Consider the following 21,943-nt stretch of genomic DNA (forward strand, 5'->3'; position numbering starts at 1 on the left):
CCGAACAACGAAAGGCTGATCCGTGCAACCACACAACCAGAATCCCAAATTGGGCAACGTCCTCGTCACAGGTGGGGCATCCGGACTCGGCGCGGCGGCTGTCCGGGCGCTGCTTCGGCGCGGTGCCACCCCGATGGTGCTGGACAAGAACCAGCCGCGCTTCGACGTGCCGTTTGTCGCGGTGGACCTTGCCGACACCGACGCCGTGCACGCCGCGGTCGCGACCCTGGCAGACCGGTGCGGCGGCCGGATCGACGGGGTCTTCACCGCGGCCGGAATCGATGCGTGCGGAACGCTGTCCGACGTGCCCGCCAAGGAGTGGGAGCGCGTCGTGCACGTCAACCTGATCGGCACCGCGGCGGTGATCCGCGCCAGTCTGCCGTACGTGAAGCGCTCCCACGGCCGGATCGTCACCTGTGCCTCCACGCTGGGCATCAAAGCGGTCAGCGATGCCACGGCCTACTGCGCGTCGAAGTTCGGCGTGGTGGGCTTCACCCGGGCCCTGGCCGCCGAGCTGGCCGGCGAGGTGGGGGTCACCCTACTGATTCCCGGGGGCATGCAGACCCCCTTTTTCGACGGCCGCACCGAGCAGTACAAGCCGCCGGCCGACGCGGTGCTCAACGATCCGGACCATGTGGCCGAGACCGTGGTGTTCGCGCTGAGTCAGCCCCCCGGATGTGAGGTGCGTGAGCTGGTGGTGGCCGCTTCGACCGAATCGTCCTGGCCATGACCGCAGACATCCTGGTTCTGCGGGCGCTGGGCCTGGGTGATCTGTTGACCGCGGTACCCGCGCTGCGCGGGTTGCGGCGCGCACATCCCGACGCGCACATCACCCTGGCGACGCCGAAACCGTTGGAGGAGTTGGCACTTCTCACCGGCGCTGTCGACACCGTGCTGCCGACACCCGGGCTGGGGCATCTCGGGGCCCTCCCGGCGCGGCCGACGCTGGCGGTCAACCTGCACGGGCGCGGCCCGCAGAGCATCGCCGACCTGCGCCGCACCCGACCGCACCGCTTGCTCACCCATGCGCATCCGGACCATCCGGACCACCCGGGCCCGTTGTGGCCGTCGGACTGCCACGAGGTGGACCGGTGGTGCGCCATGCTGCAGTGGTTCGGAATCGACTGTGATCCCGAGGATCTGCGGATGAGTTCACCGAAGCGCAGCTGGCTGCACACCGGCTCGGTGGTCCTGCATCCCGGCGCGTCCGCCTTGTCACGCCGGTGGCCGGCGCACCGTTATGTGGCGGTGGCGGCGGAACTGAGCAAGCGGGGAGTCGAGGTCCTCATCACCGGCGACCCCAGCGAAGTGCTGCTCGCCGAGTTTGTCGCCGCCAGGGCGGGCCTACCGTCGTCGGCGGTGCTGGCCGGAACCCTCACGGTGACCGACCTGATGGCACTCATCCAAGACGCCCAACTGCTGATCTGCGGCGACACCGGCGTGGCGCACATCGCCACCGCGACGGGAACGCCGTCGGTACTGCTGTTCGGTCCCACCCCACCGGATCACTGGGGTCCGCGGACCGGCGACGTCCACACCGTGCTGTGGCGGGGCCGCACCGGCGATCCGCACGGCGACAGCCCGGACGGGGGACTGCTGGAGATCACCACCTCCGATGTCCTGGCGGCCGCCGAACCCGCACTGCGGAGCCGGGTATGACGACCGGTGTTGTGGGGATCGGGTACGTGGGGCTGACCACCGCGGTGTGCCTGGCGCAGCGGGGGCTGGACACCGTGTGCGTCGATATCGACGCACAGAAGATCTCCGCTCTGCGCGGCGGCGCGTGCACGGTCGACGAACCCGGCATCGGCGACCTGCTCCGCGCCGCCCAAACCGGCGAGCGGTTACGGTTCGACACCTCGGTGACGGCGCTGGCGGGCGCGGACGTGGTGTTCGTCTGCGTCCCGACACCCAGCGGTGATGACGGCGCCGCCGACGTCAGCGCCGTCTACTCGGTGGTGGACAGTCTGGGCCGGGTGCTCTCTGCGGGGTCGGTCATTGCAGTGAAATCGACTGTGCCGGTTGGTACTACGCGCGACCTGGCGCGCCGGCTGGCCGGCACCGGGGTGGCGGTGGCATCGGTTCCGGAATTCCTGCGCGAGGGCCACGCCGTCGCCGACTTCCAGGGCCCGGACCGCGTGGTGATCGGGGCGCGGAGCCCGGCCACTGCCGATGCCGTCGCCTCCGTGCTCGGCGCGGATCCCGCCGTCACGCAGACAATGACGCCGGAAAGCGCGGAGCTGGCCAAGTATGCGTCGAACTCGTATCTGGCGGTGAAGCTCTCTTTCGTCAACTCGTTGGCCCACCTGTGTTCCCGGACGGGCGCCGACATCGGCGCGGTCACCCGCGCGATGGGCGCGGACCCACGGATCGGCTCGCAGTTCCTGCGGCCCGGACCGGGCTGGGGCGGGTCCTGTTTGCCAAAAGACACCGCTGCACTGGTGCACACCGGAATGCATCACGGCGTTCCACTGCCGGAAGTGAGCGCCGCACGCAGCACCAACGACGACCAACCCGGCTGGATCCGGGCGGCGATCGAACGCCGGCTGGGGCGGCGGATGGAGTCGATGCGCATTGCGGCGCTGGGCCTGACCTTCAAGGCGGGTACATCGGATGTCCGTGACTCACCGGCACTTCTGGTCTGTCGCCATCTGGCCGGAGCAGGCGCCCATGTCCAGGCTTACGACCCGAAGCTGGCCTCGATAGACGAGCGGACTCTGGAGCGCAACGCGATCATCGGGGTCGACGATCCCTACCGGGCGGCCAAAGGGGCCGACGTCATCCTGGTGCTGACCGAGTGGCCGGAGTTTCGTGAGTTGAACTGGACGGTGATCGCCCGGCACGCGGCCGGCGCCGCGGTGGTCGACACCCGTAATCTGCTCGACCGGCCGGTGGTCGAGGCATGCGGTCTGCACTACCTCGGCAACGGTATTCCGCACGGCATCTGAGCAGAGCGGCGGCCGGGCCGGCTACCCGACCCGACCGCCTTATCGGTTTACTGGTGTGATTGCCGGCGCGCCCCTGAGGCTTTCGCCTCGACACGCGCCTTTCCGGCCTCGGCTTCCGTGCGGGCCGCGTCACGCCGGGCCTCGGCTTTGTCCTGCTGAGCCTTGCCTTTCTCAGTCAGGTCATCGCGCCCGGTGACGGTTCACCCCTTCCGTCGGCTCAGCCCTTGGCGTCCTTGACGACGCCCTTGATTCCTTCTCGAGGTCCGCTGTCGTCTGCCATACGGCGTACTCCTTCCGGTCGGGTATCGCGAGGGCTTCCCCCGCACAGGGCAGTTGAAACCGGCTCAACCGACCGGGGCCACCCGCGAGGCCATCACCAACTCCGCGCGGTCCCAGACCCGGTGCAGGCCAAGGGCTGCCACCAGCGCACCGGCGAATTTGGCGTTCGCCGAATCGGCCGTCTGCACACCGACGCCGCCCGGGTCGATCCCCGCGGCAGACAGCAGCGCGGCCCCGTCACCCCAGGTGGCGATCGGCTTGCAATGCCGGTACGCCTCTTGCAGGAGCAGGGCGACCTTGATGTCCGGATCGGCGCTCGTCCCCGCGGCGATCACCACGGCGTCGAACTCGACAGACCGTGCCGTCAGATACGTGCGCTCCACCACGACGCTGCGCCGCCCGGCTTTCAGGAACCCGCCCGACGGGGCCACCACCAGTGCTTCGACGCCCTGGCGATCGAGCGCCTTGGCCAAGGCGGTGATCCCGGCAAGGTCCGAGCCGTTGTCGGCGATGATGCCCACCTTGCGTCCGGCGACCGGGCCGGGAACCGTCACCACCTGTGACAGGGCAGGGGAGACCGGGACTTCGCCGGGCGGGTTGCCCTTGGGGGCGGGCAGGCCGAGACCGGCGGCGACGGTTTCGCACAGCTGGGCGTCCACATTGGCGAGCACCTGGAGTTGGCGTTCCTTGATCGCCTGCTCGTAACACTTGCCGAGCTCGAAGGTGAACGCCTCGGCGATGTGCGCCTGCTCGATAGCCGACAGGCTGCGATAGAACATCGCCGGTTGGGTGAAGTGATCGTCGAACGACGCCGGTTGCGCGCGGACCGCCTGGCCGTCGATGCGCCGCGGCGTCTGCACGTAGCCGCCCTCGGATTCGTCGGCGGTCAGCGGCTCACCACCGTCGATGCTGTTGGGCTTGTAGGGAGCCAGGCCGGTGTGCACCGCGGTCTGGTGCATACCGTCGCGGAGCATGTCGTTGACCGGGCAGTGCGGTCGATTGATCGGCAGCTGTGTGAAATTCGGGCCGCCCAGCCGGGTCAACTGCGTGTCGAGGTACGAGAACAGCCGAGCCTGCATCAGCGGGTCATTCGTCGGCTCGATCCCGGGTACGAAGTTGCCAGTGTGGAAGGCCACCTGCTCGGTTTCGGCGAAATAGTTGGTGGGATTGCGGTTCAGGGTGAGCTTGCCGATGAGCTGCACCGGCGCCAGTTCTTCCGGAACGATCTTGGTGGGATCCAGCAGATCGATGCCCTCGAATGTCTCGGATCCGTCGTCCGGCATCACCTGGATGCCCAGCTCGTACTCGAAGAACGCGCCGGCTTCGATACCGTCGGCCATGTCGCGGCGGTGGAAATCCGGGTCGCAGCCGGCGGTGATCTGCGCTTCCTCCCACACCTGAGAATGCACTCCCGCCACCGGCTTCCAGTGGAATTTCACCAAGCTGGTCTTGCCTTTGGCGTTGACCAGCCGGAAGGTGTGGACCCCGAAGCCTTCCATGGTCCGGTAGGAGCGGGGTATCCCACGGTCGCTCATGTTCCAGAACACGTGGTGGGTGGCTTCGGTGTGCAGTGACACGAAGTCCCAGAACGTGTCGTGGGCGGACTGCGCCTGCGGGATCTCGCGGTCCGGATGCGGTTTGCCGGCATGGATGACGTCGGGGAATTTGATGCCGTCCTGGATGAAGAACACCGGGATGTTGTTGCCGACGAGGTCGAAATTGCCCTCGTCGGTGTAGAACTTGACGGCGAAACCCCTGGTGTCCCTGACGGTATCGGCGGATCCGCGCGAACCCAGCACCGTGGAGAACCGGACGAAAACCTCGGTTTGCTTGCCTTTGGCGGCCAGGAATCCCGCTTTGGTCACCGTTTTCGCGTTGCCGTACGACTCGAACACGCCGTGGGCGGCTGCGCCGCGGGCATGCACGACGCGCTCGGGAATCCGTTCGTGATCGAAGTGGGTGATCTTCTCACGCAGGTGAAAGTCTTCGAGCAGGCTCGGCCCGCGACTGCCTGCCTTGAGGGAGTGGTCGGTATCGGGAATCCGGACGCCCTGCGCAGTGGTCAGATGGGTGCCGGTTTGGGCGTATGGATCGCTGTCGGTGGCATCGACGGGAGACCCGGCCGATCGGGTGCGCTTGGGAGCAGCTTGATCTGGTTTGCGGGCTGGGGGCATGGATGCGCCTCCTTGGTCAGGGCTGGTGACTTCGGCTCGGCGAAGCTGTACCCAGATGTATCCGTTCTACGCACGAAAAGACGTGGAAGGGCGCTGGTTTCCCGAACTCAGCGTCTCGTGCGGACTCTCGCCGTAGGCCTGCCGGTACAACACCGCGAACCGGCCGGTGTGGGCGAAACCCCAGTGGGCAGCCGTGCCCGCGACGGTCGTTGTGGATTTGTCCGCCGCCGTCAGGTCACTGTGCGCCCGCTCCAACCGGACCCGGCGCAGGAACTCCGTGGGTGTGGTGTCGAGGTACCGGCGAAAGATGTACTGCACGCTTCGTGGCGTCAGATACACGCTCGCGGCGATGTCGGTGATGCCAATGTCCTTGTCGGCATTCTCTTCCACGAATCCGACGGCCCTCCGCAATGCAGCCGGGGTGTTCTCGACGGCGCCGGTCACGGCGTCGGTGTCACGCACGGCGGTGTTCGCGAACGCTGCCAGCGCCGTACTGGCCAGCAGCCGGCCGGCCGCACCGATCACCAGGGGCGTCGCTTTGGTGCCGTCGCTGAGAACGCTGTCCTGCACAAAGGCCGCGGTCTGGCGGAAGACCCGGGCGGCAACGGCGTCGACCGGGTGCTGGGCGGTGAAGCGGATCGCGGCGGCGGAGGACAGCGCTGCATCCAACAGCAGGTATTGATCGAGCACAACAGACCGGAGCTGGACATCAGAGGTCCGGGTCTCCACCCGTCCGTCCGTACACTGGGCCAACACCATCTGCCCGGGCCCGGCCACGGCGATCTCGCCGGAAGCGTGGCATTCGACGTGACCACTGTCGGGAAGGTAGATCACGGCCGGCTCCAGTCGATCGGCCGAGGTGCGCACACTCCCGCGCTGACTGATGACCTCCGTGGCGAATACCCCCACCGCGGTCCGGGTGTGCTTGTAGTTCAGACCTTCACCGGCTCCGTGGGGGTGGTCGACGCGCACCGTTGTGCCATAGGACTCGGACAGGAAGTCCTGAACCACCTCCGGATCGCCGGTATGAATCTCCGAACGCTCCGGGCTGTGCAAATGGTGTCGTTCGTTCATCGGGACCCCACGGCAGATGCCATCGAGCTGGATCTTGACTCGCTGAGTGTTCACGATACGCCCGTAGGCGGCAGGGGCATGAGGGTTGCATTCATGTCCTTGGTGGCGATCGCTGGCCGAGGTGAATTCTGTTCTGCAACAGCAAATGTGGCAATAGATGGCCTCCTGGTCAAGGGTGCGTCGCTCAGCGTCACCCACGGCAGCTGACGGCCATGGTCATCGGTCATCTGGACAGGTTCCTGGTCGCCGGGCCTTCCAACACGGTGCCGTCAGGGGCGAACCGCGATCCGTGCAACGGGCAGTCCCACGACTTGGCCTCGTCGTTCCACTCGACGATCCCGCCCAGGTGAGTACACACCGGTGACACACACCGTTCGACGCCGTCGACCATGCTGCGTGCGGTCATCTGCCAGGGCGGACCCGAGACCACTCCGGCACCATCACGCACCGGCCCGCGCGACCGTACGGTGGGCGTCACCCAGCCCGCTGCCAGGTGCACCGCCACCTCGGCATTGGCCTTGAGCGCCTCGCTCCAGCCTGAGCGCTCGGAGGCGGTCCAGCTGGCGAATGCCCGCGCCCACGAAGCCTGTTGCCCGCCCAGGATGTGCTTGGCCAGTAGAAGCGCCGCCGCCACGCCGTTGGTCATGCCCCACTTGGCGAAGCCTGTTGCCACGAACAAGGATTCATTCTTGGGGAGCAGGGGACCGACAAAGGGAAGCTCATGGACGGGCTGGTAATCCTGGGCCGACCACGAATGCGTGTGTTGCGCGCCGGGGAAATACTGCCGCGTCCAGGTCACCAGATCGGCGATGGCGTCCCCTTCGGAGCCGCGACCGACCACGTGTCCGTTACCGCCGACGATCAGGCGGTCACCGCCGGCGGTGGGGGCGTAGCGCACCGACCGCGAGGGCGAGTCGGTGGACAGGTACATGCCTCGGGTGGGGGCGGTCGGGAGGGCGAACGCGGTGCAGTACGACCGCTGCGGCTTGAGCCGCGCGAAATAGCCGCCGCGGTCCAGAATGGGTGTACCTGTTGCCAATACACACTGCCGCGCCGCCACCACGGGCTCGTCGGCCTCGGTCCGCTGTTCGAAGTGTAGGTGCAGTTCGGTGTCCACCGTCTGCACTGTGCGGACCCGTCGGCCGGTCAGGATCTGGCCACCTCGGTCTTCTAGTTCGGCGGCCAGGGCGTCCAGAAACGGCATGGGATCGAACTGCACCTGATCGGCCAGCCGCACCCCGCCGCGGGCGGGAAACGGCACATCCAGCGACTGCTCCCAGGTGACATCCAGGCCGGCGCGCTGCGCGGCCTCGAACTCGCTGCGGGCGCTGCGTTCACCCTTGGCCGTCTGGGCGTAGGTGTAAGCGTCCTCCTGTTGGGTCGCCACACCGTGGTCGGCGCAGTACGCCGTCAGCCAGGCCTGGGCTTCCCGGTTGCCGTCGACGTAGTTGGCGGTCAATTCACGGCCTTGGCGGGACTCGATGCTCGAGAGCCGCGTGCCCTGCAAAAGGCTGACCTTGCCGGTGGTGTTGCCGGTGGTCACCGCGCCGGGGGTGCGGGCTTCGACCACGAGCACCCGTTTGCCCGCCCGAGCCAGCAGCACCGCCGTCACCAGTCCGGTGATGCCCGCGCCCACCACCGCCACGTCCACCACGGTGTCGCGGCCGGCCAGCTCCGGTCGTTCGATAGCGGAATGTCCGTCCAGCCACAGCGATGTCATGCCGTCCGCGATACCCGGGGAGTCGAGGTTGAAACGGCTCGCGGACTCGCCAGCCGCCGGAAACCCTGACGTCGGCGCTGATTCATTTCGGTGACGGCGGGTACACCGGCCGCGACGTCACCGACGACGTCTGGTGCTCGTGTGCACCATCGCCACCAGTGAGCGAGATGATGACGAACCCTACCGCCGGCCAGCAGGACCTCGAACCCCACTTCGATGATGTGCAGGCCCACTATGACCTGTCCGACGAGTTCTTCGAACTGTTCCTGGACCCCACCCGCACCTACAGCTGCGCCTACTTCGCCCGCGAAGACATGTCGCTGCAGGAGGCGCAGCTCGCCAAGATCGACCTGTCACTGTCCAAGCTGAACCTGCGGCCGGGGATGACGTTGCTGGACGTGGGATGCGGATGGGGTGCGACAATGCTGCGGGCGCTGGAGAAGTACGACGTCAACGTCGTCGGCCTGACGCTGAGCCGCAACCAGGCCGCCACCGTCGAACGGCGGTTCGCCGAGGTCGACAGCCCCCGATCCAAGCGGGTGCTGTTGCAAGGCTGGGAGCAGTTCACCGAGCCGGTGGACCGGATCGTCTCGATCGGCGCGTTCGAGCACTTCGGCCGCGACCGCTACGACGACTTCTTCAGATTCGCCTACGACGCGCTTCCCGATGACGGCATCATGATGCTGCACACCATCTGCGTCTGCTCGGAAGAGGAGATGAAGAACATCAAGGTCACCATGACCTTGCTGAAGTTCATCAAGTTCATCATGGACGAGATCTTCCCCGGCGGCCGGCTGCCGTCGGTGGTCGATGTCGAAAACTACTCGCAGAAGGCCGGATTCCGGTGCGACCGGGTGCATTCCCTGCGCCCGCACTACGCGAAGACCCTCGACCTGTGGGCCGCGGCGCTAGAGGCTCACCGCGACCAGGCGATCGCCATCCAGTCGCAGGAGGTCTACGACCGGTACATGCGGTACCTGACCGGCTGTGCGGATCTGTTCCGCAACGGCAACACCGACGTCTGCCAGTTCACCCTCGTCAAAGGCTGATCACCGCGCCGTGCTCTGATCTAATTCCGGGGCATGACCGCAGTTTCACCGCGCTCCCGGCGCGGTCCGATCACCCGTGACGCCACCGGGGCCGGCGCCGCCGAGGCGTTCGTCCTGATCGCCGTGGCGACCATCCTGCTCACCCGGGCCTATCTCGAACTCACCGGCTACCCGCAGATCGGCGGCGGTGAGCTGCACATCGCGCACGCCCTCTGGGGTGGGGCATTGATGATGCTCGCGCTGCTGATCGGCTGGATGTCACTGGGCTTCGGGCCCCGGGTGCTGGCGGTGCTGCTGGGCGGCATCGGCTTCGGGTTGTTCCTCGACGAGGTCGGCAAGTTCGTCACCAAGACCAACGACTACTTCTACGGGCCGTCCGCCGAGATCATGTACATCCTGGTGGTGGCAATCCTGCTCGGCGCCCGCGTGATCCGCGACATCCGACCGTTGACCGCGCGCGAATGCCTGGCCTCGGCGGCGGCCATCGCCGCGGAAGGACTGGCCCGCGGTCTGCCCGAGCACCGCCGGGCCATCGGCCTGCGCCTGGCCGGTGCAGCCGCCGACAGCGGGGCGCCTACCGGGGAGGTGGAACAGGTACGGGCGCTGCTGTTGTCCGCCGAGCACGCCTCCGATCGGCTGTATCGGCTGCAGCGCTGGCTGCCCACCTTGATCCCGGGCTTCTTCCGGAGTCCCCGCTGGATCCCGGTGGTGGGGTGGCTCATGGTCCTCGGCGCGGTGGGCAGCGTGCTGTTCGGTGTGCTGGGAATGGCGATCGGCGGCTACCAGCTCTACGACGGCGACGAGGTGGTCCTCACCTTGGACGGAACCAGCCCGGCGTCGGTCATTCTGCTGGTGAGTGCTTGTCTGACAGCGGGATTCGCGTTACCGGCGATGATCGCCCGCCGTCGTGACCGCACCGCGGTGTGGCCGCTGCGCTGGTTGCGCAACGCCGCGCTGGTGGTCACCTTCCTCAACGCCTTTGTCGACTTCGCCACCGACGGATTCGGTGCGCTGGCCAACATGGCGACGGGGTTGTTCACCCTGGCGGTGCTCACCTATCAGCTCGACGTCGCCGCGCGTGCCGAGGCGCAGCGCGCGTTGCCCGCCGAGGGAGCCCGTCAGACGGCCGCGACGTAGCGCCGCATGACCAGCGTCTGCGCCGCCGACAGCACCGGCGCCGCCAGTCTGGCCCACCACGTGTTCGGGGCGGAGAAGGCCGACACCTCCGAATGAACCGCCTCGGTGGCGGGGTCGTAGCGCACCGCGAAGCGCTCCTCCCCGGAGACGGGATGCCCGGGCAGCGTGCCGTAGGCGAAGCCGCGTAGATCCGGTTCGTCGATCACGTAGACCACGCGGCACGGCGCGGCGAAGGGGCCCAGCCGGCCCAGGACCAGGGTCCCCGTTTCGGCGACGTCGGTGCTGGCCGTCACCGCCACCCCGGCGCCGCGCAGCATCCCGTACCGCATCACCGCCTCGGCGGCCTGCTCGAATCTGGCTCGCCCGGTGCCGATCCGCTTGGTCAGCTGCGCGTGCCGGTACCCGGCCGGCATGCCGTGTGCGGTGGCGCCCACGTCGTCATAGGTCAGTGGGAGATCCACCAGATCGCTGAGCTTCACACGATCACTGTGTCAGTTCTCGGCGTACGTTGTGACCCATGACTTCGGACTCCCCGGCCTCGGGCACCTTCACCCTCGGCGGCGATCTGACCGTCAACCGCCTCGGCTTCGGCGCGATGCGTCTGACAGGCCGGGGAGTGTGGGGCCCGCCCGCCGACCGCGACGAGTGCCTGCGGGTGCTACGCCGCGCCGTGGAACTCGGGGTCAACTTCATCGACACCGCCGACTCCTACGGCCCCTACATATCCGAGGACCTGATCCGCGAGGCCCTGTATCCGTATCCCGAGGACCTGGTGATCGCCACCAAGGCCGGGTTGCTGCGCACCGGTCCCGACGTCTGGGTACCGCTGGCCAAACCGGCGTACTTGCGTCAGGAAGTCGAGATGAGCCTGCGCCGGCTCGGTGTCGAGACCATCGACCTGTTCCAGCTGCACCGCATCGACGCCGACTACTCGATCGCCGATCAGGTGGGGGAGTTGGCGACACTGCAGCGCGAAGGCAAGATCCGCCACATCGGGCTGTCCGAGATCGACGTGGACCAACTGCGCGCCGCGCAGCAGGAGGCCACCATCGTCTCGGTGCAGAACATGTACAACCTCAGCGTGCGGCAGTCCGAGCCGCTGCTCGAGGTGGTGGCCGCCGAGAACATCGGGTTCATTCCGTGGTTCCCGTTGGCGGCCGGGCCCCTTGCCGCTCAGGACGGCCCGCTGCAGACCATCGCGGCCGACCACGGCGCCAGCCCGTCCCAACTCGCGCTGGCCTGGCTGCTCAAGCGCTCACCGGTGATGCTGCCGATCCCCGGCACCTCCAAGGTCGCCCATCTCGAGGAGAACGTCGCCGCCGCGACCATCGTGCTCACCGACCAGGAGTTCGCCACCTTGTCGTCTGCCGGTGCCGCCGGGGCCTAAAGACCGGGCCCGGCCCGACTTCCCCGGGCTCGTCCCTCGCCCGCCTCGTCGACCGGGCTGCCGATACGGTGTGCAGGTGGCCAGTACGCACGCCGGAGGCGGGTTCAATCCGCCGAAACCGACCACCAAGGGTGGACCCGACTATGGCCGGTTCGTCGCGGCCGTGCGCCGGATGCAGGACCATGCCCGCGCCGCCGACGCTCCCGACGAGGTGATCAGCGAGGCGGCCGACCTGCTGGAAAAGGCTTCGGCGCTGCTGACGCCGTACGACGCCGACGAATGGTCGTCGCCGTCGGGCCGGCGGCTGGACCTACCGAATCGCGGCAACATCCTGTCGGTGCCGATGGAGCTGGCCAGAGGCGAGGACGGAAGCGTGCACGGCTGGATCCGGTTCGCCCGGTTCCATCTCGGCCGCAACGGCGCCGTCCACGGCGGGGCGCTGGGATTGGCGTTCGACTCGGTACTGGGCTACACCGCGGCGGTACTGACCGGCGGGCCATACCAGCGCACCGCGTTCCTGCACATCGACTACCGCAAGATCGTGCCCGTCGAGACCACCTTGCAGGTCGACGCCGCACTGACCAAGGACGAGGGCCGCAAGATCTTCGTCGAGGTCACCCTGCGTGACGGTGACGCGGTACTGACCGAAGGTCACGCGCTGTTCGTCCGACTGAAACCGGGTCAGCCGTAGATGGCGCTCAAGGAGAAGCTCAAAGAGGTGCCCCACGCGTGGGCCCGGTGGCGCGACGGGTTTCGTCATCGCCCGACGGTGGACCTGACCTACCGCATCGTCGTCGGTGTGGTCGGCGCGGCGGTGTTGGCCGTGGGGATCGTCGCCATTCCGTACCCGGGGCCGGGATGGGCCATCGTGTTCCTCGGCCTGGGCATCCTGGCGACGGAGTTCGAGTTCGCCCAACGCGCGCTGAAGTGGGTTCGGCACCGCTATGACCTGGTGATGGGCTGGTTCGGCCGCCAGGGTCTCTGGGTCAAGGTGCTGGGTGCGGTGTTCACCTGCGCCGTGGTGCTGGTGACGCTCTGGCTGTTCGGCGCGGTGAGCCTGGTGGCGGGCTGGGTGGGGATCGACTGGCCGTGGCTCGAGAGTCCCCTCGGCCTGGGGTCCTGAAGGCGCACCCCCGGATCGCGCCCCGATAGCATGGTCGCGACCTGATCGTCTCAGCGACTTTGGAGAACAACCGATGACCGCCCCCGCACAGCCTGCCCCTGCCGCCCTGCTCCGGGTTCCGGCCGGGACCACCGCCGGCGCCGCCGTGCGTGAGGCTGGGCTACCGAGCCGGGGCGAACCCGATGCCATCGTCGTGGTGGCCGATGCCGACGGCAAGCTGCGCGACCTGTCCTGGACGCCCGAGGCCGACGCCGAGGTGACCCCGGTGGCCGCCAACTCCGACGCCGGTCGCAGTGTCATCCGGCACTCCTGCGCGCACGTGCTGGCTCAGGCGGTGCAGGATCTGTTCCCCGACGCGAAACTGGGCATCGGACCGCCCATCACCGACGGCTTCTACTACGACTTCGACGTCGCCGAACCGTTCACCCCGGAGGACCTCGAAGCGCTCGAGAAGCGGATGCAGAAGATCATCAAGGATGGTCAGCTGTTCTCCCGGCGGGTGTTCGCGTCCAAGGACGAGGCCCGCCAGGAGCTGGCAGCAGAACCGTTCAAACTCGAACTGGTGGACGACAAGTCCGGTGACCCCAGTGTCATGGAGGTGGGCGGCGATGAGCTGACCGCCTACGACAACCTCAATCCCCGCACCCGCGAACGGATTTGGGGGGATCTGTGTCGTGGCCCGCACATTCCCACCACCAAGTACATTCCCGCGTTCAAGCTGACCCGCAGCTCGGCGGCGTACTGGCGCGGCGACCAGAACAACGCCAGCCTGCAGCGCATCTACGGCACCGCATGGGAATCCCAGGAGGCGCTGGACCGTCACCTCGAACTCATCGAGGAAGCCCTCAAGCGTGACCACCGCAAGCTCGGATCCGAGCTGGACCTGTTCAGCTTCCCCGACGAAATCGGTTCGGGCCTGGTGGTTTTCCACCCCAAGGGTGGCATCGTGCGTCGCGAGCTGGAGGAGTACTCGCGACGCCAGCACATCGAAGCCGACTACGAGTTCGTCAACACCCCGCACCTGACCAAGGCGCAGCTGTTCCACACCTCCGGGCACCTCGACTGGTACGCCGACGGCATGTTCCCCCCGATGCAGATCGACGCGGAACTCAACCCCGACGGCACAGTGCGCAAGCCCGGCCAGGATTACTACCTCAAGCCGATGAACTGCCCCATGCACTGCCTGATCTACCGGGCGCGGGGCCGGTCCTACCGTGAACTGCCGTTGCGGCTGTTCGAGTTCGGCACCGTGTACCGCTACGAGAAGTCCGGTGTGGTGCACGGCCTGACCCGCGCCCGGGGCTTCACCCAGGACGATGCGCACATCTACGTCACCCGCGAGCAGATGCGCGACGAGTTGGCCTCGCTGCTGCAGTTCGTGCTGGACCTGCTCAAGGACTACGGCCTCGACGACTTCTTCCTGGAGCTGTCCACCAAGGACCCGGAGAAGTTCGTCGGCTCCGACGAGATGTGGGAGGAGAGCACCAAGGTGCTCGCCGAAGTCGCCGCGGCCTCCGGCCTGGAGCTGGTGCCCGACCCGGGCGGCGCCGCGTTCTACGGACCCAAGATCTCGGTGCAGGCCCGCGACGCGCTGGGCCGCAGCTGGCAGATGTCGACCATCCAGCTGGACTTCAACTTCCCGGAGCGGTTCGAACTGGAATACACCGCCGCCGACGGCAGCAGGCAGCGACCGGTGATGATCCACCGCGCCCTGTTCGGGTCCATCGAACGGTTCTTCGCCGTCCTGCTCGAGCACTATGCCGGAGCCTTCCCGGCCTGGCTGGCGCCCGTCCAGGCGGTCGGCATCCCCGTCGCCGACGCCCACGTGCCTTATCTGAAAGAGGTTGCCGCCGAGCTGAAGTCGCTGGGGGTGCGGGTCGAGGTGGACGCCAGCGACGACCGGATGGCCAAGAAGATCGTCAACCAGACCAATCAGAAGGTGCCGTTCATGCTGCTGGCCGGCGACAAGGACATCGAAGCGGGGGCGGTCAGCTTCCGGTTCCTCGACCGCACCCAGATCAACGGTGTGCCCAAGGCCGACGCCATTGCGGCGATCCTGCGCTGGATCGGCGACCGGCGTAACGACGCTCCCACCGCCGAGTCCGTCGGCGCGCTGACACCGTGACCGAGGAGCAGGCGCCGGACGCCCTGGTCGATGTCGGCACCGGTGAACGGGACCATCTGCAGCGACTGTGGACTCCGCACCGGATGAGCTACATCGCCGAGGCCCCCATGAAGAAGGGACCCGGCTCGGCCAAGTCGGAGCAGCCGTTCACCGACATCCCCCAGATGAGCGACGAGGACGGTCTGATCGTCGCCCGCGGCGAACTGGTGTACGCGGTGCTCAACCTGTATCCGTACAACCCCGGCCACCTGATGGTGGTGCCGTACCGGCGGGTGTCCGAACTGGAGGAACTGACCCCCGACGAGAGCACCGAGTTGATGGCGTTCGCGCAGAAGGCCATTCGGGTGATGAAGGCCGTCTCGCAGCCGCACGGTTTCAATGTGGGACTGAATCTCGGGTCGTCGGCGGGTGGATCGCTGGCCGAACACCTGCACATGCACGTGGTGCCGCGCTGGGGCGGGGACGCCAACTTCATCACGATCATCGGTGACACCAAGGTGATCCCGCAGTTGCTCCGCGATACCAGGCAGCTGCTCGCCGACGCGTGGAAAGATCAGCACGGGCCCTCATGAGCGACTTCTACCTGACGTCCCGGGCCGCGTACGCCAAACTCTCACGGCCCGTGGCCAAGGTGGCGCTGCGCGCCGGCTTCACCCCGGACAGCATCACCATCATCGGCACCGCGGGCAGTGTGATCGCCGCGTTGACGCTGTTTCCCATCGGCCAGCTGTGGTGGGGCGCCTTCGCGGTGTTCATCTTCGTCCTGGCCGACATGCTCGACGGTGCCATGGCGCGCGAGCGTGGGTACGGGTCCCGGTTCGGATCGGTGCTCGATGCCGCGTGCGACCGGATCGCCGACGGCGCGGTGTTCTGCGGGCTGCTGTGGTGGGCGGCCTTCGGGATGCACAGCGCGTCGCTGGCGGTGGCCACCCTGATCTGTCTGGTGACCTCGCAGGTCATCTCCTACATCAAAGCCAGGGCCGAAGCCAGTGGTCTCGACGGTGGTGGGGGCCTGATCGAGCGGCCGGAGCGGTTGATCATCGTGCTGGCGGGTGCCGGGCTCTCCGGACTCTTCGGGCTGCCCGTACTACTGCACGTCGCGATGTGGCTGCTGGCGGTGGCCAGCCTGGTCACGGTGGCCCAGCGGATCCACCGGGTGCGGTGTTCACCCGGGGCCATGGACCCGCTGTCGCATGACGGGTCACCGGCCCCCGACAATCCCGAAGCGAGCGGATCCTGATGCGGGGCAGTGAACAGCTCAGCGACTGGGGCTACGCGACGGGTTGGCGGCTGGTGCGCGCGCTGCCCGAAACTCTCGCGCGCAACGCGTTCGAGGCCGGCGCGTGGTACGCCGCCCGGGGCGGGGGACCCGAACAGTTGCGCAAGAATCTGGCCCGGGTGCTGGGCGTCGAACCCGAAGCGGTACCGGCCCCGTTGGTCCGCGCCTCGCTGGCGTCCTACGCCCGGTACTGGCGCGAAGCCTTCCGGTTGCCGTCGATGGATCTGCCCGCCGTGGCGGCGCGCCTCGATCAGCGGTTCATCGGTGCCGACAAGCTGGCCGCGGCCCACGCCGGCGGCCGCGGTGGGGTGCTGGCCCTGCCGCACAGCGGCAACTGGGACATGGCCGGAGTGTGGCTGGCCCAGAAATACGGCACCTTCGCCACGGTGGCGGAACGACTCAAACCGGAATCGCTGTTCAATCGGTTCGTCGCCTACCGCGAAAGCCTCGGGTTCGAGGTCTTCCCGCTGTCCGGTGGCGAGCGCCCGCCGTTCGAACTGCTCTCCGAACGGCTGCAGCAGAACATGTTCGTGTGCCTGATGGCCGAGCGCGACCTGACCCGAAGCGGCGTCGAGGTCAAGTTCTTCGGTGCCAAGACCCGGATGCCGGCCGGCTCGGCGAAGCTGGCGATCGCCACGGGCGCCCCGCTGCATCCGGTGCACGTGTACTACGACGGCGACGACTGCGTCGTCGAGGTCCACGATGCCCTCGACACCAGCTCCGGTGACGTCAACGTCGTCACGCAGGCGCTGGCCGACAGGTTCGCTGCCAACATCGCCGCCCACCCCGAGGACTGGCACATGCTGCAGCCGCAGTGGCTCGACGATCTGTCCGAGGCTCGCCGAGCGCGGCTGGAGGGCTAGATGCGCATCGGGATGGTGTGCCCGTATTCGTTCGATGTGCCCGGCGGTGTGCAGTCGCACGTGCTGCAGCTGGCTGAGGTCATGCGCGAGCGCGGGCACATGGTCAGCGTCCTGGCGCCCTCCTCCGCCGATGTGGAACTGCCCGACTACGTGGTCTCCGGTGGAAAGGCGGTGCCCATCCCGTACAACGGGTCGGTGGCCCGGCTGCGGTTCGGGCCCGCGACCCACCGCAAGGTCAAACGCTGGCTCGCCGAAGGTGAGTTCGACGTCCTGCATCTGCACGAGCCGAATGCCCCGAGTCTGTCGATGCTGGCGCTGCAGGCCGCCGAGGGCCCGATTGTGGCGACCTTTCACACCTCCACCACAAAATCGTTGACGCTCAGCGTGTTCCAGGGGATCTTGCGGCCGTACCACGAGAAGATCGTCGGCCGGATCGCGGTGTCGGACCTGGCGCGCCGCTGGCAGATGGAGGCACTGGGCTCCGACGCCGTGGAGATTCCCAACGGTGTCGACGTGGGGTCGTTCGCCTCCGCGCCGCCGATGGCCGGTTACCCGCGGCCGGGAAAGTCGGTGCTGTTCCTGGGACGCTACGGCGAGCCACGCAAAGGCATGGCGGTGCTGTTGGCGGCCCTGCCCGCACTGGTGGCGCGATTCCCCGATATCGAGGTCCTCATCGTCGGCCGCGGTGACGAGGACGAACTGCGTGAGCAGGCCGGCGCGTGCGCGTCGCACCTGCGTTTCCTCGGCCAGGTCGACGACGCCGAGAAAGCCTCTGCGCTGCGCAGCGCCGACGTGTACTGCGCGCCCCACACCGGTGGGGAGAGCTTCGGCATCGTCCTGGTGGAGGCCATGGCCGCGAACACCGCGGTGGTGGCCAGCGATCTCGACGCCTTCCGCCGCGTCCTTCAGGATGGCCACGCGGGAAAGCTTGTGCCGGTTGATGATCCGGCCGCCATGGCGGCCGCGTTGATCGAGGTGCTCGCCGATGACGCGGTACGCACCCGGTATGTCGAGGCGGCCGCCGAGGCTGTCCAGCGCTACGACTGGTCGGTGGTGGCGGGGCAGATCATGCGGGTGTACGAGACCGTCGCCGGCGCCGGAATCAAGGTGCAGGTGGCCGGCTGAGCATGGAATGGCTGATCATCCTCGCGGTCCTGCTGATCATCGGGTTGGCACTGGTGGCCGGCTGGGCCTATCAGACCGCCAACCGGCTCGACCGCCTGCACGTGCGCTACGACCTGTCCTGGCAGGCGCTCGATGGTGCGCTGGCCCGGCGGGCGGTGGTGGCGCGCGCGGTGGCCGCCGATGCCGGCGTGGTGCACGGCCGGCGCTTGAGCAGGCTGGCCGATATCGCCGAGCGCTCCGACCGGGCATCGCGCGAGACCGCCGAGAACGAACTGTCGGCGGCGCTGACCCGGGTCGACATCGCGTCGTTGCCCGCGGCGCTGGTGGCCGAACTGGCCGACGCCGAAGCGCGGGTGCTGCTGGCCCGCCGGTTCCACAACGACGCGGTGCGCGACACCTTGGCGCTGCGGGAGCGTCCCGTGGTGCGGTGGTTGCGCCTCGGCGGGCACGCGCCCCTGCCGACATATTTCGAGATCACCGAACGCGCTTCCGAAACCAGGGGGGCCGACAGCGCGGTGCCGGTGGGTGCGCCGCGCACCTCGGCCAGGGTGGTGCTGCTCGACGAGACCGGGCGCGTGTTGCTGTTCTGCGGGTCCGATCCCGCGATCACCGACGGCAGCGCGCGCGTCTGGTGGTTCACCATCGGGGGGCAGGCCCTCGACGGCGAACGCCTGCCCGACGCCGCGGTACGCGAACTGGAGGAGGAGACCGGTCTGCGCGTCGACGCCGCGGAGATGATCGGCCCCGTCTGGCGGCGCGATGCGGTGATCGACTTCAACAACGAAGTGATGCGCAGCCAGGAGTTCTTCTTCGTGTACCGCACCCAGAACTTCGAGCCGTCCGCCGCGGGCCGCACCGAGCTGGAGCACCGGTACATCCGGGGTCATCGCTGGTGCGACGCCTCCGATATCGCCGCCCTGGAAGCCGCGGGTCAGACGGTCTATCCGGTGCAGCTCGGGGAGCTGTTGAGCACGGCAAACGAGGTGGCCGACGGCGCCGGAATCCAGTCCAGTCCGCCGCTACTGGCCATCCGGTGACCGCGCAGGTAAAACCTGCTCCTCCAGACCCTTAGACTGGGTGTTCATCAGTTTTGTCTAAGGAGAGATAGCAGTGTCCGCTGAAGCTAATGGAACCGCTCATACCAATGGGTCGGCCAGCGGCCAGACCGGTACTTCCCGGGTCAAGCGCGGCATGGCTGAGATGCTCAAGGGCGGCGTCATCATGGACGTCGTAACCCCCGAGCAGGCCCGGATCGCCGAAGGTGCCGGTGCGGTTGCGGTGATGGCCCTGGAGCGCGTGCCCGCCGACATCCGCGCCCAGGGCGGGGTGTCGCGGATGAGTGATCCCGACATGATCGAGGGCATCATCTCCGCGGTCACCATCCCGGTGATGGCCAAGGCCCGCATCGGGCACTTCGTCGAGGCGCAGATCCTGCAGAGCCTGGGTGTCGATTACGTCGACGAGTCCGAGGTGTTGACCCCGGCCGACTACGCCAACCACATCGACAAGTGGCGTTTCACGGTGCCCTTCGTCTGCGGTGCCACCAATCTGGGGGAGGCGCTGCGCCGGATCACCGAGGGCGCGGCGATGATCCGCTCCAAAGGTGAGGCCGGCACCGGCGATGTCTCCAACGCCACCACCCACATGCGCAAGATCGGCGGCGAGATCCGGCGGCTGACCTCGTTGAGCGAGGACGAACTGTATGTCGCGGCCAAGGAGCTGCAAGCCCCGTATGACCTGGTGGTCGAGGTGGCACGGGCCGGCAAGCTGCCGGTGACGCTGTTCACCGCCGGCGGTATCGCCACCCCGGCCGATGCGGCGATGATGATGCAGCTCGGTGCCGAGGGGGTGTTCGTCGGTTCGGGCATCTTCAAGTCCGGTAACCCCGCCGAGCGGGCCGCCGCGATCGTCAAGGCCACTACCTTCTACGACGATCCCGATGTGCTGGCCAAGGTGTCGCGCGGCCTCGGTGAAGCCATGGTCGGCATCAACGTCGACGACATCCCGGTACCGCACCGCCTCGCCGAACGCGGCTGGTAGCGCCCGCCGATGAGCGCTTGCGCGAAGAAAAGAAAATAAGTGTCGATCGAGGAGATCCTTGACCTCGAGCAACTCGAGGTCAACATCTATCGCGGTGGTGTGTTCAGCCCTGAATCCGGGTTCCTGCAGCGCACATTCGGTGGACATGTAGCCGGGCAGTCGTTGGTGTCGGCGGTCCGTACCGTCGATCCGAAGTATCAGGTGCACTCGCTGCACGGCTACTTCCTGCGGCCCGGCGACGCGCGCGCGCCGTCGGTGTACCTGGTGGAGCGCATCCGCGACGGTGGCTCGTTCTGCACCCGACGGGTCAGCGCCATCCAGCACGGCGAGACCATCTTCACCATGTCGGCGTCGTTCCAGACCGACCAGAGCGGGATCGAGCACCAGGACGCGCCGCCGGTGACTCTGCCGCCCGACGACATCCCGGACTTCAAGTCCGCCAGCAAGGTCTTCGACGACGCCAGCTTCCGGCAGTTCGACGAATGGGACGTCCGGATCATCCCGCGGGATCAGCTGAACAAGGTGGCGGGCAAGGCATCTCAGCAGCAGGTGTGGTTCCGGCACCGGGACCCGCTGCCCGACGATCCGGTGCTGCACATCTGTGCGCTGGCCTACATGAGTGACCTGACGCTGTTGGGTTCGGCCCAGGTCAACCATCCGGAGGAGCGCAATCACCTGATGGTGGCGTCGCTGGATCATGCGATGTGGTTCATGCGGCCGTTCCGCGCCGACGAATGGCTGCTGTATGACCAGTCGTCGCCGTCGGCGTGCGGGGGCCGTTCGCTGACCCAGGGCAAGATCTTCAACCGGTACGGCGAGATGGTGGCCGCGGTGATGCAAGAGGGGCTGACGCGCTACGCCCGCAACTTCAAGCCCGCGCAGTGAGCGCGCCCCGCGTCGGCGTGCTCGCCCTGCAGGGGGACACGCGTGAGCACCTCGCGGCGTTGCGCGAAGCCGGGGCCGAAGTGCTGACCGTGCGGCGTCAGAACGAGTTGGACAGCGTGGACGCGTTGGTGATTCCCGGCGGTGAGTCCACCGCGATGACCCATCTGCTGAAGGCCTTCGACCTGTTGGAGCCGCTGCGTTCGCGTCTGGCCGAGGGCATGCCCGCCTACGGGTCGTGTGCCGGAATGATCCTGCTGGCGTCGGAGATCCTCGATGCCGGGGTCGCCGGACGTGAGGCCCTGCCGCTGTCGGGTATTGATATGACAGTGCGCCGCAACGCTTTTGGCCGTCAGGTTGATTCGTTCGAAGCCGATCTCGATTTCACCGGCGTCGACTCGTCGGTGCACGCGGTGTTCATCCGCGCCCCGTGGGTCGAGCGCGTCGGGACCGATGTCGAAGTCCTGGCCAGCGCCGGCGAGCACATTGTCGCCGTCCGTCAGGGCAAGGTGATGGCGACGTCGTTCCATCCGGAGATGACCGGCGACCGCCGCGTCCACAAACTGTTCGTGGAGTCGCTCTCGTCCTAGGGATTTGGGCGCGCTCGTAACCGCTGAGCGGTTACGAGCGCGCCCAAATCACTCTTCAGTGGAGGCAACTGCCGCAGCGATGCCCGGCGATGGGAAACCACCAAGTAGACTGGCGGGTCGAACTCGAGCGGGAGAGAGGTAGTTCGCC

Annotated in this window: 21 protein-coding genes and 1 pseudogene; 17 read left to right on the forward strand and 5 right to left on the reverse strand. The window is 67.6% G+C overall.

What is annotated here, in order from left to right:
- Nucleotides 1-22 precede the first annotated feature (22 nt).
- The 3 genes from AC3A6P_RS16105 to AC3A6P_RS16115 are packed head-to-tail and all read left to right on the forward strand — an operon-like array spanning nucleotide 23 to nucleotide 2,948.
- A complete protein-coding gene (locus tag AC3A6P_RS16105; protein WP_487692645.1) occupies nucleotides 23-730 on the forward strand; it encodes an SDR family oxidoreductase in 708 nt (235 codons plus the stop codon).
- Nucleotides 727-1,659, forward strand: coding sequence for a glycosyltransferase family 9 protein (locus tag AC3A6P_RS16110; protein ID WP_487692646.1), 933 nt, complete (start codon nucleotides 727-729; stop codon nucleotides 1,657-1,659). Before AC3A6P_RS16105 ends, AC3A6P_RS16110 begins: the two co-directional genes overlap by 4 nt.
- The gene (locus tag AC3A6P_RS16115) at nucleotides 1,656-2,948 is read left to right on the forward strand and encodes a UDP-glucose dehydrogenase family protein (RefSeq protein WP_487692648.1); all 1,293 of its coding nucleotides are present in this window, start codon (nucleotides 1,656-1,658) and stop codon (nucleotides 2,946-2,948) included. The genes AC3A6P_RS16110 and AC3A6P_RS16115 overlap by 4 nt, the downstream gene beginning before the upstream one ends.
- 47 nt (nucleotides 2,949-2,995) lie before the next feature.
- Here AC3A6P_RS16115 and mbp1 read toward each other — a convergent pair.
- The 4 genes and pseudogenes from mbp1 to AC3A6P_RS16135 form a co-directional block, all read right to left on the reverse strand.
- A pseudogene (mbp1, locus tag AC3A6P_RS16120) lies at nucleotides 2,996-3,228 on the reverse strand (microaggregate-binding protein 1).
- A gap of 64 nt (nucleotides 3,229-3,292) precedes the next feature.
- On the reverse strand, nucleotides 3,293-5,401 hold the full coding sequence (locus AC3A6P_RS16125) for a catalase (protein ID WP_487692649.1): 2,109 nt from the start codon (nucleotides 5,399-5,401) through the stop codon (nucleotides 3,293-3,295).
- Between the two features lie 66 nt (nucleotides 5,402-5,467).
- Nucleotides 5,468-6,529, reverse strand: coding sequence for a helix-turn-helix transcriptional regulator (locus tag AC3A6P_RS16130; protein ID WP_487692650.1), 1,062 nt, complete (start codon nucleotides 6,527-6,529; stop codon nucleotides 5,468-5,470).
- Between the two features lie 169 nt (nucleotides 6,530-6,698).
- Nucleotides 6,699-8,195: an FAD-dependent oxidoreductase gene (locus tag AC3A6P_RS16135; protein WP_487692651.1), complete on the reverse strand. Its 1,497-nt coding sequence runs from the start codon at nucleotides 8,193-8,195 to the stop codon at nucleotides 6,699-6,701.
- Nucleotides 8,196-8,365: 170 nt separating this feature from the next.
- On the opposite strand from AC3A6P_RS16135, the gene AC3A6P_RS16140 reads away from it, so the two are divergent.
- Nucleotides 8,366-9,244: a cyclopropane mycolic acid synthase family methyltransferase gene (locus AC3A6P_RS16140; RefSeq protein WP_487692652.1), complete on the forward strand. Its 879-nt coding sequence runs from the start codon at nucleotides 8,366-8,368 to the stop codon at nucleotides 9,242-9,244.
- A 33-nt stretch (nucleotides 9,245-9,277) separates the two neighbouring features.
- A complete protein-coding gene (locus AC3A6P_RS16145; protein ID WP_487692654.1) occupies nucleotides 9,278-10,381 on the forward strand; it encodes a hypothetical protein in 1,104 nt (367 codons plus the stop codon).
- Here AC3A6P_RS16145 and AC3A6P_RS16150 read toward each other — a convergent pair.
- A complete protein-coding gene (locus AC3A6P_RS16150) occupies nucleotides 10,363-10,860 on the reverse strand; it encodes a DUF1990 domain-containing protein (RefSeq protein WP_487692655.1) in 498 nt (165 codons plus the stop codon). The genes AC3A6P_RS16145 and AC3A6P_RS16150 overlap by 19 nt on opposite strands.
- A gap of 38 nt (nucleotides 10,861-10,898) precedes the next feature.
- Here AC3A6P_RS16150 and AC3A6P_RS16155 point away from each other — a divergent pair, with 38 nt between their 5' ends.
- The 12 genes from AC3A6P_RS16155 (at nucleotide 10,899) to pdxT (ending at nucleotide 21,795) form a co-directional block, all read left to right on the forward strand.
- On the forward strand, nucleotides 10,899-11,768 hold the full coding sequence (locus tag AC3A6P_RS16155) for an aldo/keto reductase (RefSeq protein ID WP_487692657.1): 870 nt from the start codon (nucleotides 10,899-10,901) through the stop codon (nucleotides 11,766-11,768).
- A 76-nt stretch (nucleotides 11,769-11,844) separates the two neighbouring features.
- Nucleotides 11,845-12,459, forward strand: a complete 615-nt coding sequence (locus AC3A6P_RS16160; RefSeq protein ID WP_487692659.1) for a PaaI family thioesterase — start codon at nucleotides 11,845-11,847, stop codon at nucleotides 12,457-12,459.
- Entirely contained in the window at nucleotides 12,460-12,891 is a 432-nt protein-coding gene (locus AC3A6P_RS16165) for a TIGR02611 family protein (RefSeq protein ID WP_487692660.1), read from the forward strand.
- Between the two features lie 73 nt (nucleotides 12,892-12,964).
- On the forward strand, nucleotides 12,965-15,016 hold the full coding sequence (thrS, locus tag AC3A6P_RS16170; RefSeq protein WP_487692661.1) for a threonine--tRNA ligase: 2,052 nt from the start codon (nucleotides 12,965-12,967) through the stop codon (nucleotides 15,014-15,016).
- Nucleotides 15,013-15,588: an ATP adenylyltransferase gene (locus AC3A6P_RS16175; RefSeq protein ID WP_487692663.1), complete on the forward strand. Its 576-nt coding sequence runs from the start codon at nucleotides 15,013-15,015 to the stop codon at nucleotides 15,586-15,588. The genes thrS and AC3A6P_RS16175 overlap by 4 nt, the downstream gene beginning before the upstream one ends.
- Complete coding sequence (pgsA, locus tag AC3A6P_RS16180; protein WP_487692664.1) at nucleotides 15,585-16,256, forward strand: phosphatidylinositol phosphate synthase; 672 nt, start codon at nucleotides 15,585-15,587, stop codon at nucleotides 16,254-16,256. The genes AC3A6P_RS16175 and pgsA overlap by 4 nt, the downstream gene beginning before the upstream one ends.
- Nucleotides 16,256-17,158, forward strand: coding sequence for a phosphatidylinositol mannoside acyltransferase (locus AC3A6P_RS16185; protein ID WP_487692665.1), 903 nt, complete (start codon nucleotides 16,256-16,258; stop codon nucleotides 17,156-17,158). Before pgsA ends, AC3A6P_RS16185 begins: the two co-directional genes overlap by 1 nt.
- Nucleotides 17,159-18,283 (forward strand): glycosyltransferase family 4 protein, encoded by a 1,125-nt coding sequence (locus tag AC3A6P_RS16190; RefSeq protein WP_487692666.1) that lies wholly within the window; start codon nucleotides 17,159-17,161, stop codon nucleotides 18,281-18,283.
- 2 nt (nucleotides 18,284-18,285) lie between these two features.
- A complete protein-coding gene (locus AC3A6P_RS16195) occupies nucleotides 18,286-19,320 on the forward strand; it encodes an NUDIX hydrolase (protein WP_487692667.1) in 1,035 nt (344 codons plus the stop codon).
- A gap of 73 nt (nucleotides 19,321-19,393) precedes the next feature.
- Complete coding sequence (pdxS, locus tag AC3A6P_RS16200; protein ID WP_487692668.1) at nucleotides 19,394-20,323, forward strand: pyridoxal 5'-phosphate synthase lyase subunit PdxS; 930 nt, start codon at nucleotides 19,394-19,396, stop codon at nucleotides 20,321-20,323.
- A gap of 39 nt (nucleotides 20,324-20,362) precedes the next feature.
- Nucleotides 20,363-21,208: an acyl-CoA thioesterase II gene (tesB, locus tag AC3A6P_RS16205; RefSeq protein ID WP_487692669.1), complete on the forward strand. Its 846-nt coding sequence runs from the start codon at nucleotides 20,363-20,365 to the stop codon at nucleotides 21,206-21,208.
- Entirely contained in the window at nucleotides 21,205-21,795 is a 591-nt protein-coding gene (gene pdxT / locus AC3A6P_RS16210; protein WP_487692671.1) for a pyridoxal 5'-phosphate synthase glutaminase subunit PdxT, read from the forward strand. The genes tesB and pdxT overlap by 4 nt, the downstream gene beginning before the upstream one ends.
- Nucleotides 21,796-21,943 lie beyond the last annotated feature (148 nt).

Source organism: Mycobacterium sp. Soil_C_30, assembly GCF_057656995.1.

What these genes read in the sequence shown, in the direction of transcription:
- AC3A6P_RS16140 (WP_487692652.1), top strand. Translation starts at nt 8,366, where the DNA reads ATGACGAACCCTACCGCCGGCCAGCAGGACCTCGAACCCCACTTCGAT.
- AC3A6P_RS16185 (WP_487692665.1), top strand. Translation starts at nt 16,256, where the DNA reads ATGCGGGGCAGTGAACAGCTCAGCGACTGGGGCTACGCGACGGGTTGG.
- AC3A6P_RS16155 (WP_487692657.1), top strand. Translation starts at nt 10,899, where the DNA reads ATGACTTCGGACTCCCCGGCCTCGGGCACCTTCACCCTCGGCGGCGAT.
- AC3A6P_RS16115 (WP_487692648.1), top strand. Translation starts at nt 1,656, where the DNA reads ATGACGACCGGTGTTGTGGGGATCGGGTACGTGGGGCTGACCACCGCG.
- pgsA (WP_487692664.1), top strand. Translation starts at nt 15,585, where the DNA reads ATGAGCGACTTCTACCTGACGTCCCGGGCCGCGTACGCCAAACTCTCA.
- AC3A6P_RS16195 (WP_487692667.1), top strand. Translation starts at nt 18,286, where the DNA reads ATGGAATGGCTGATCATCCTCGCGGTCCTGCTGATCATCGGGTTGGCA.
- AC3A6P_RS16190 (WP_487692666.1), top strand. Translation starts at nt 17,159, where the DNA reads ATGCGCATCGGGATGGTGTGCCCGTATTCGTTCGATGTGCCCGGCGGT.
- thrS (WP_487692661.1), top strand. Translation starts at nt 12,965, where the DNA reads ATGACCGCCCCCGCACAGCCTGCCCCTGCCGCCCTGCTCCGGGTTCCG.
- AC3A6P_RS16165 (WP_487692660.1), top strand. Translation starts at nt 12,460, where the DNA reads ATGGCGCTCAAGGAGAAGCTCAAAGAGGTGCCCCACGCGTGGGCCCGG.
- AC3A6P_RS16125 (WP_487692649.1), bottom strand. Translation starts at nt 5,401, where the DNA reads ATGCCCCCAGCCCGCAAACCAGATCAAGCTGCTCCCAAGCGCACCCGA.
- AC3A6P_RS16110 (WP_487692646.1), top strand. Translation starts at nt 727, where the DNA reads ATGACCGCAGACATCCTGGTTCTGCGGGCGCTGGGCCTGGGTGATCTG.
- AC3A6P_RS16135 (WP_487692651.1), bottom strand. Translation starts at nt 8,195, where the DNA reads ATGACATCGCTGTGGCTGGACGGACATTCCGCTATCGAACGACCGGAG.
- AC3A6P_RS16145 (WP_487692654.1), top strand. Translation starts at nt 9,278, where the DNA reads ATGACCGCAGTTTCACCGCGCTCCCGGCGCGGTCCGATCACCCGTGAC.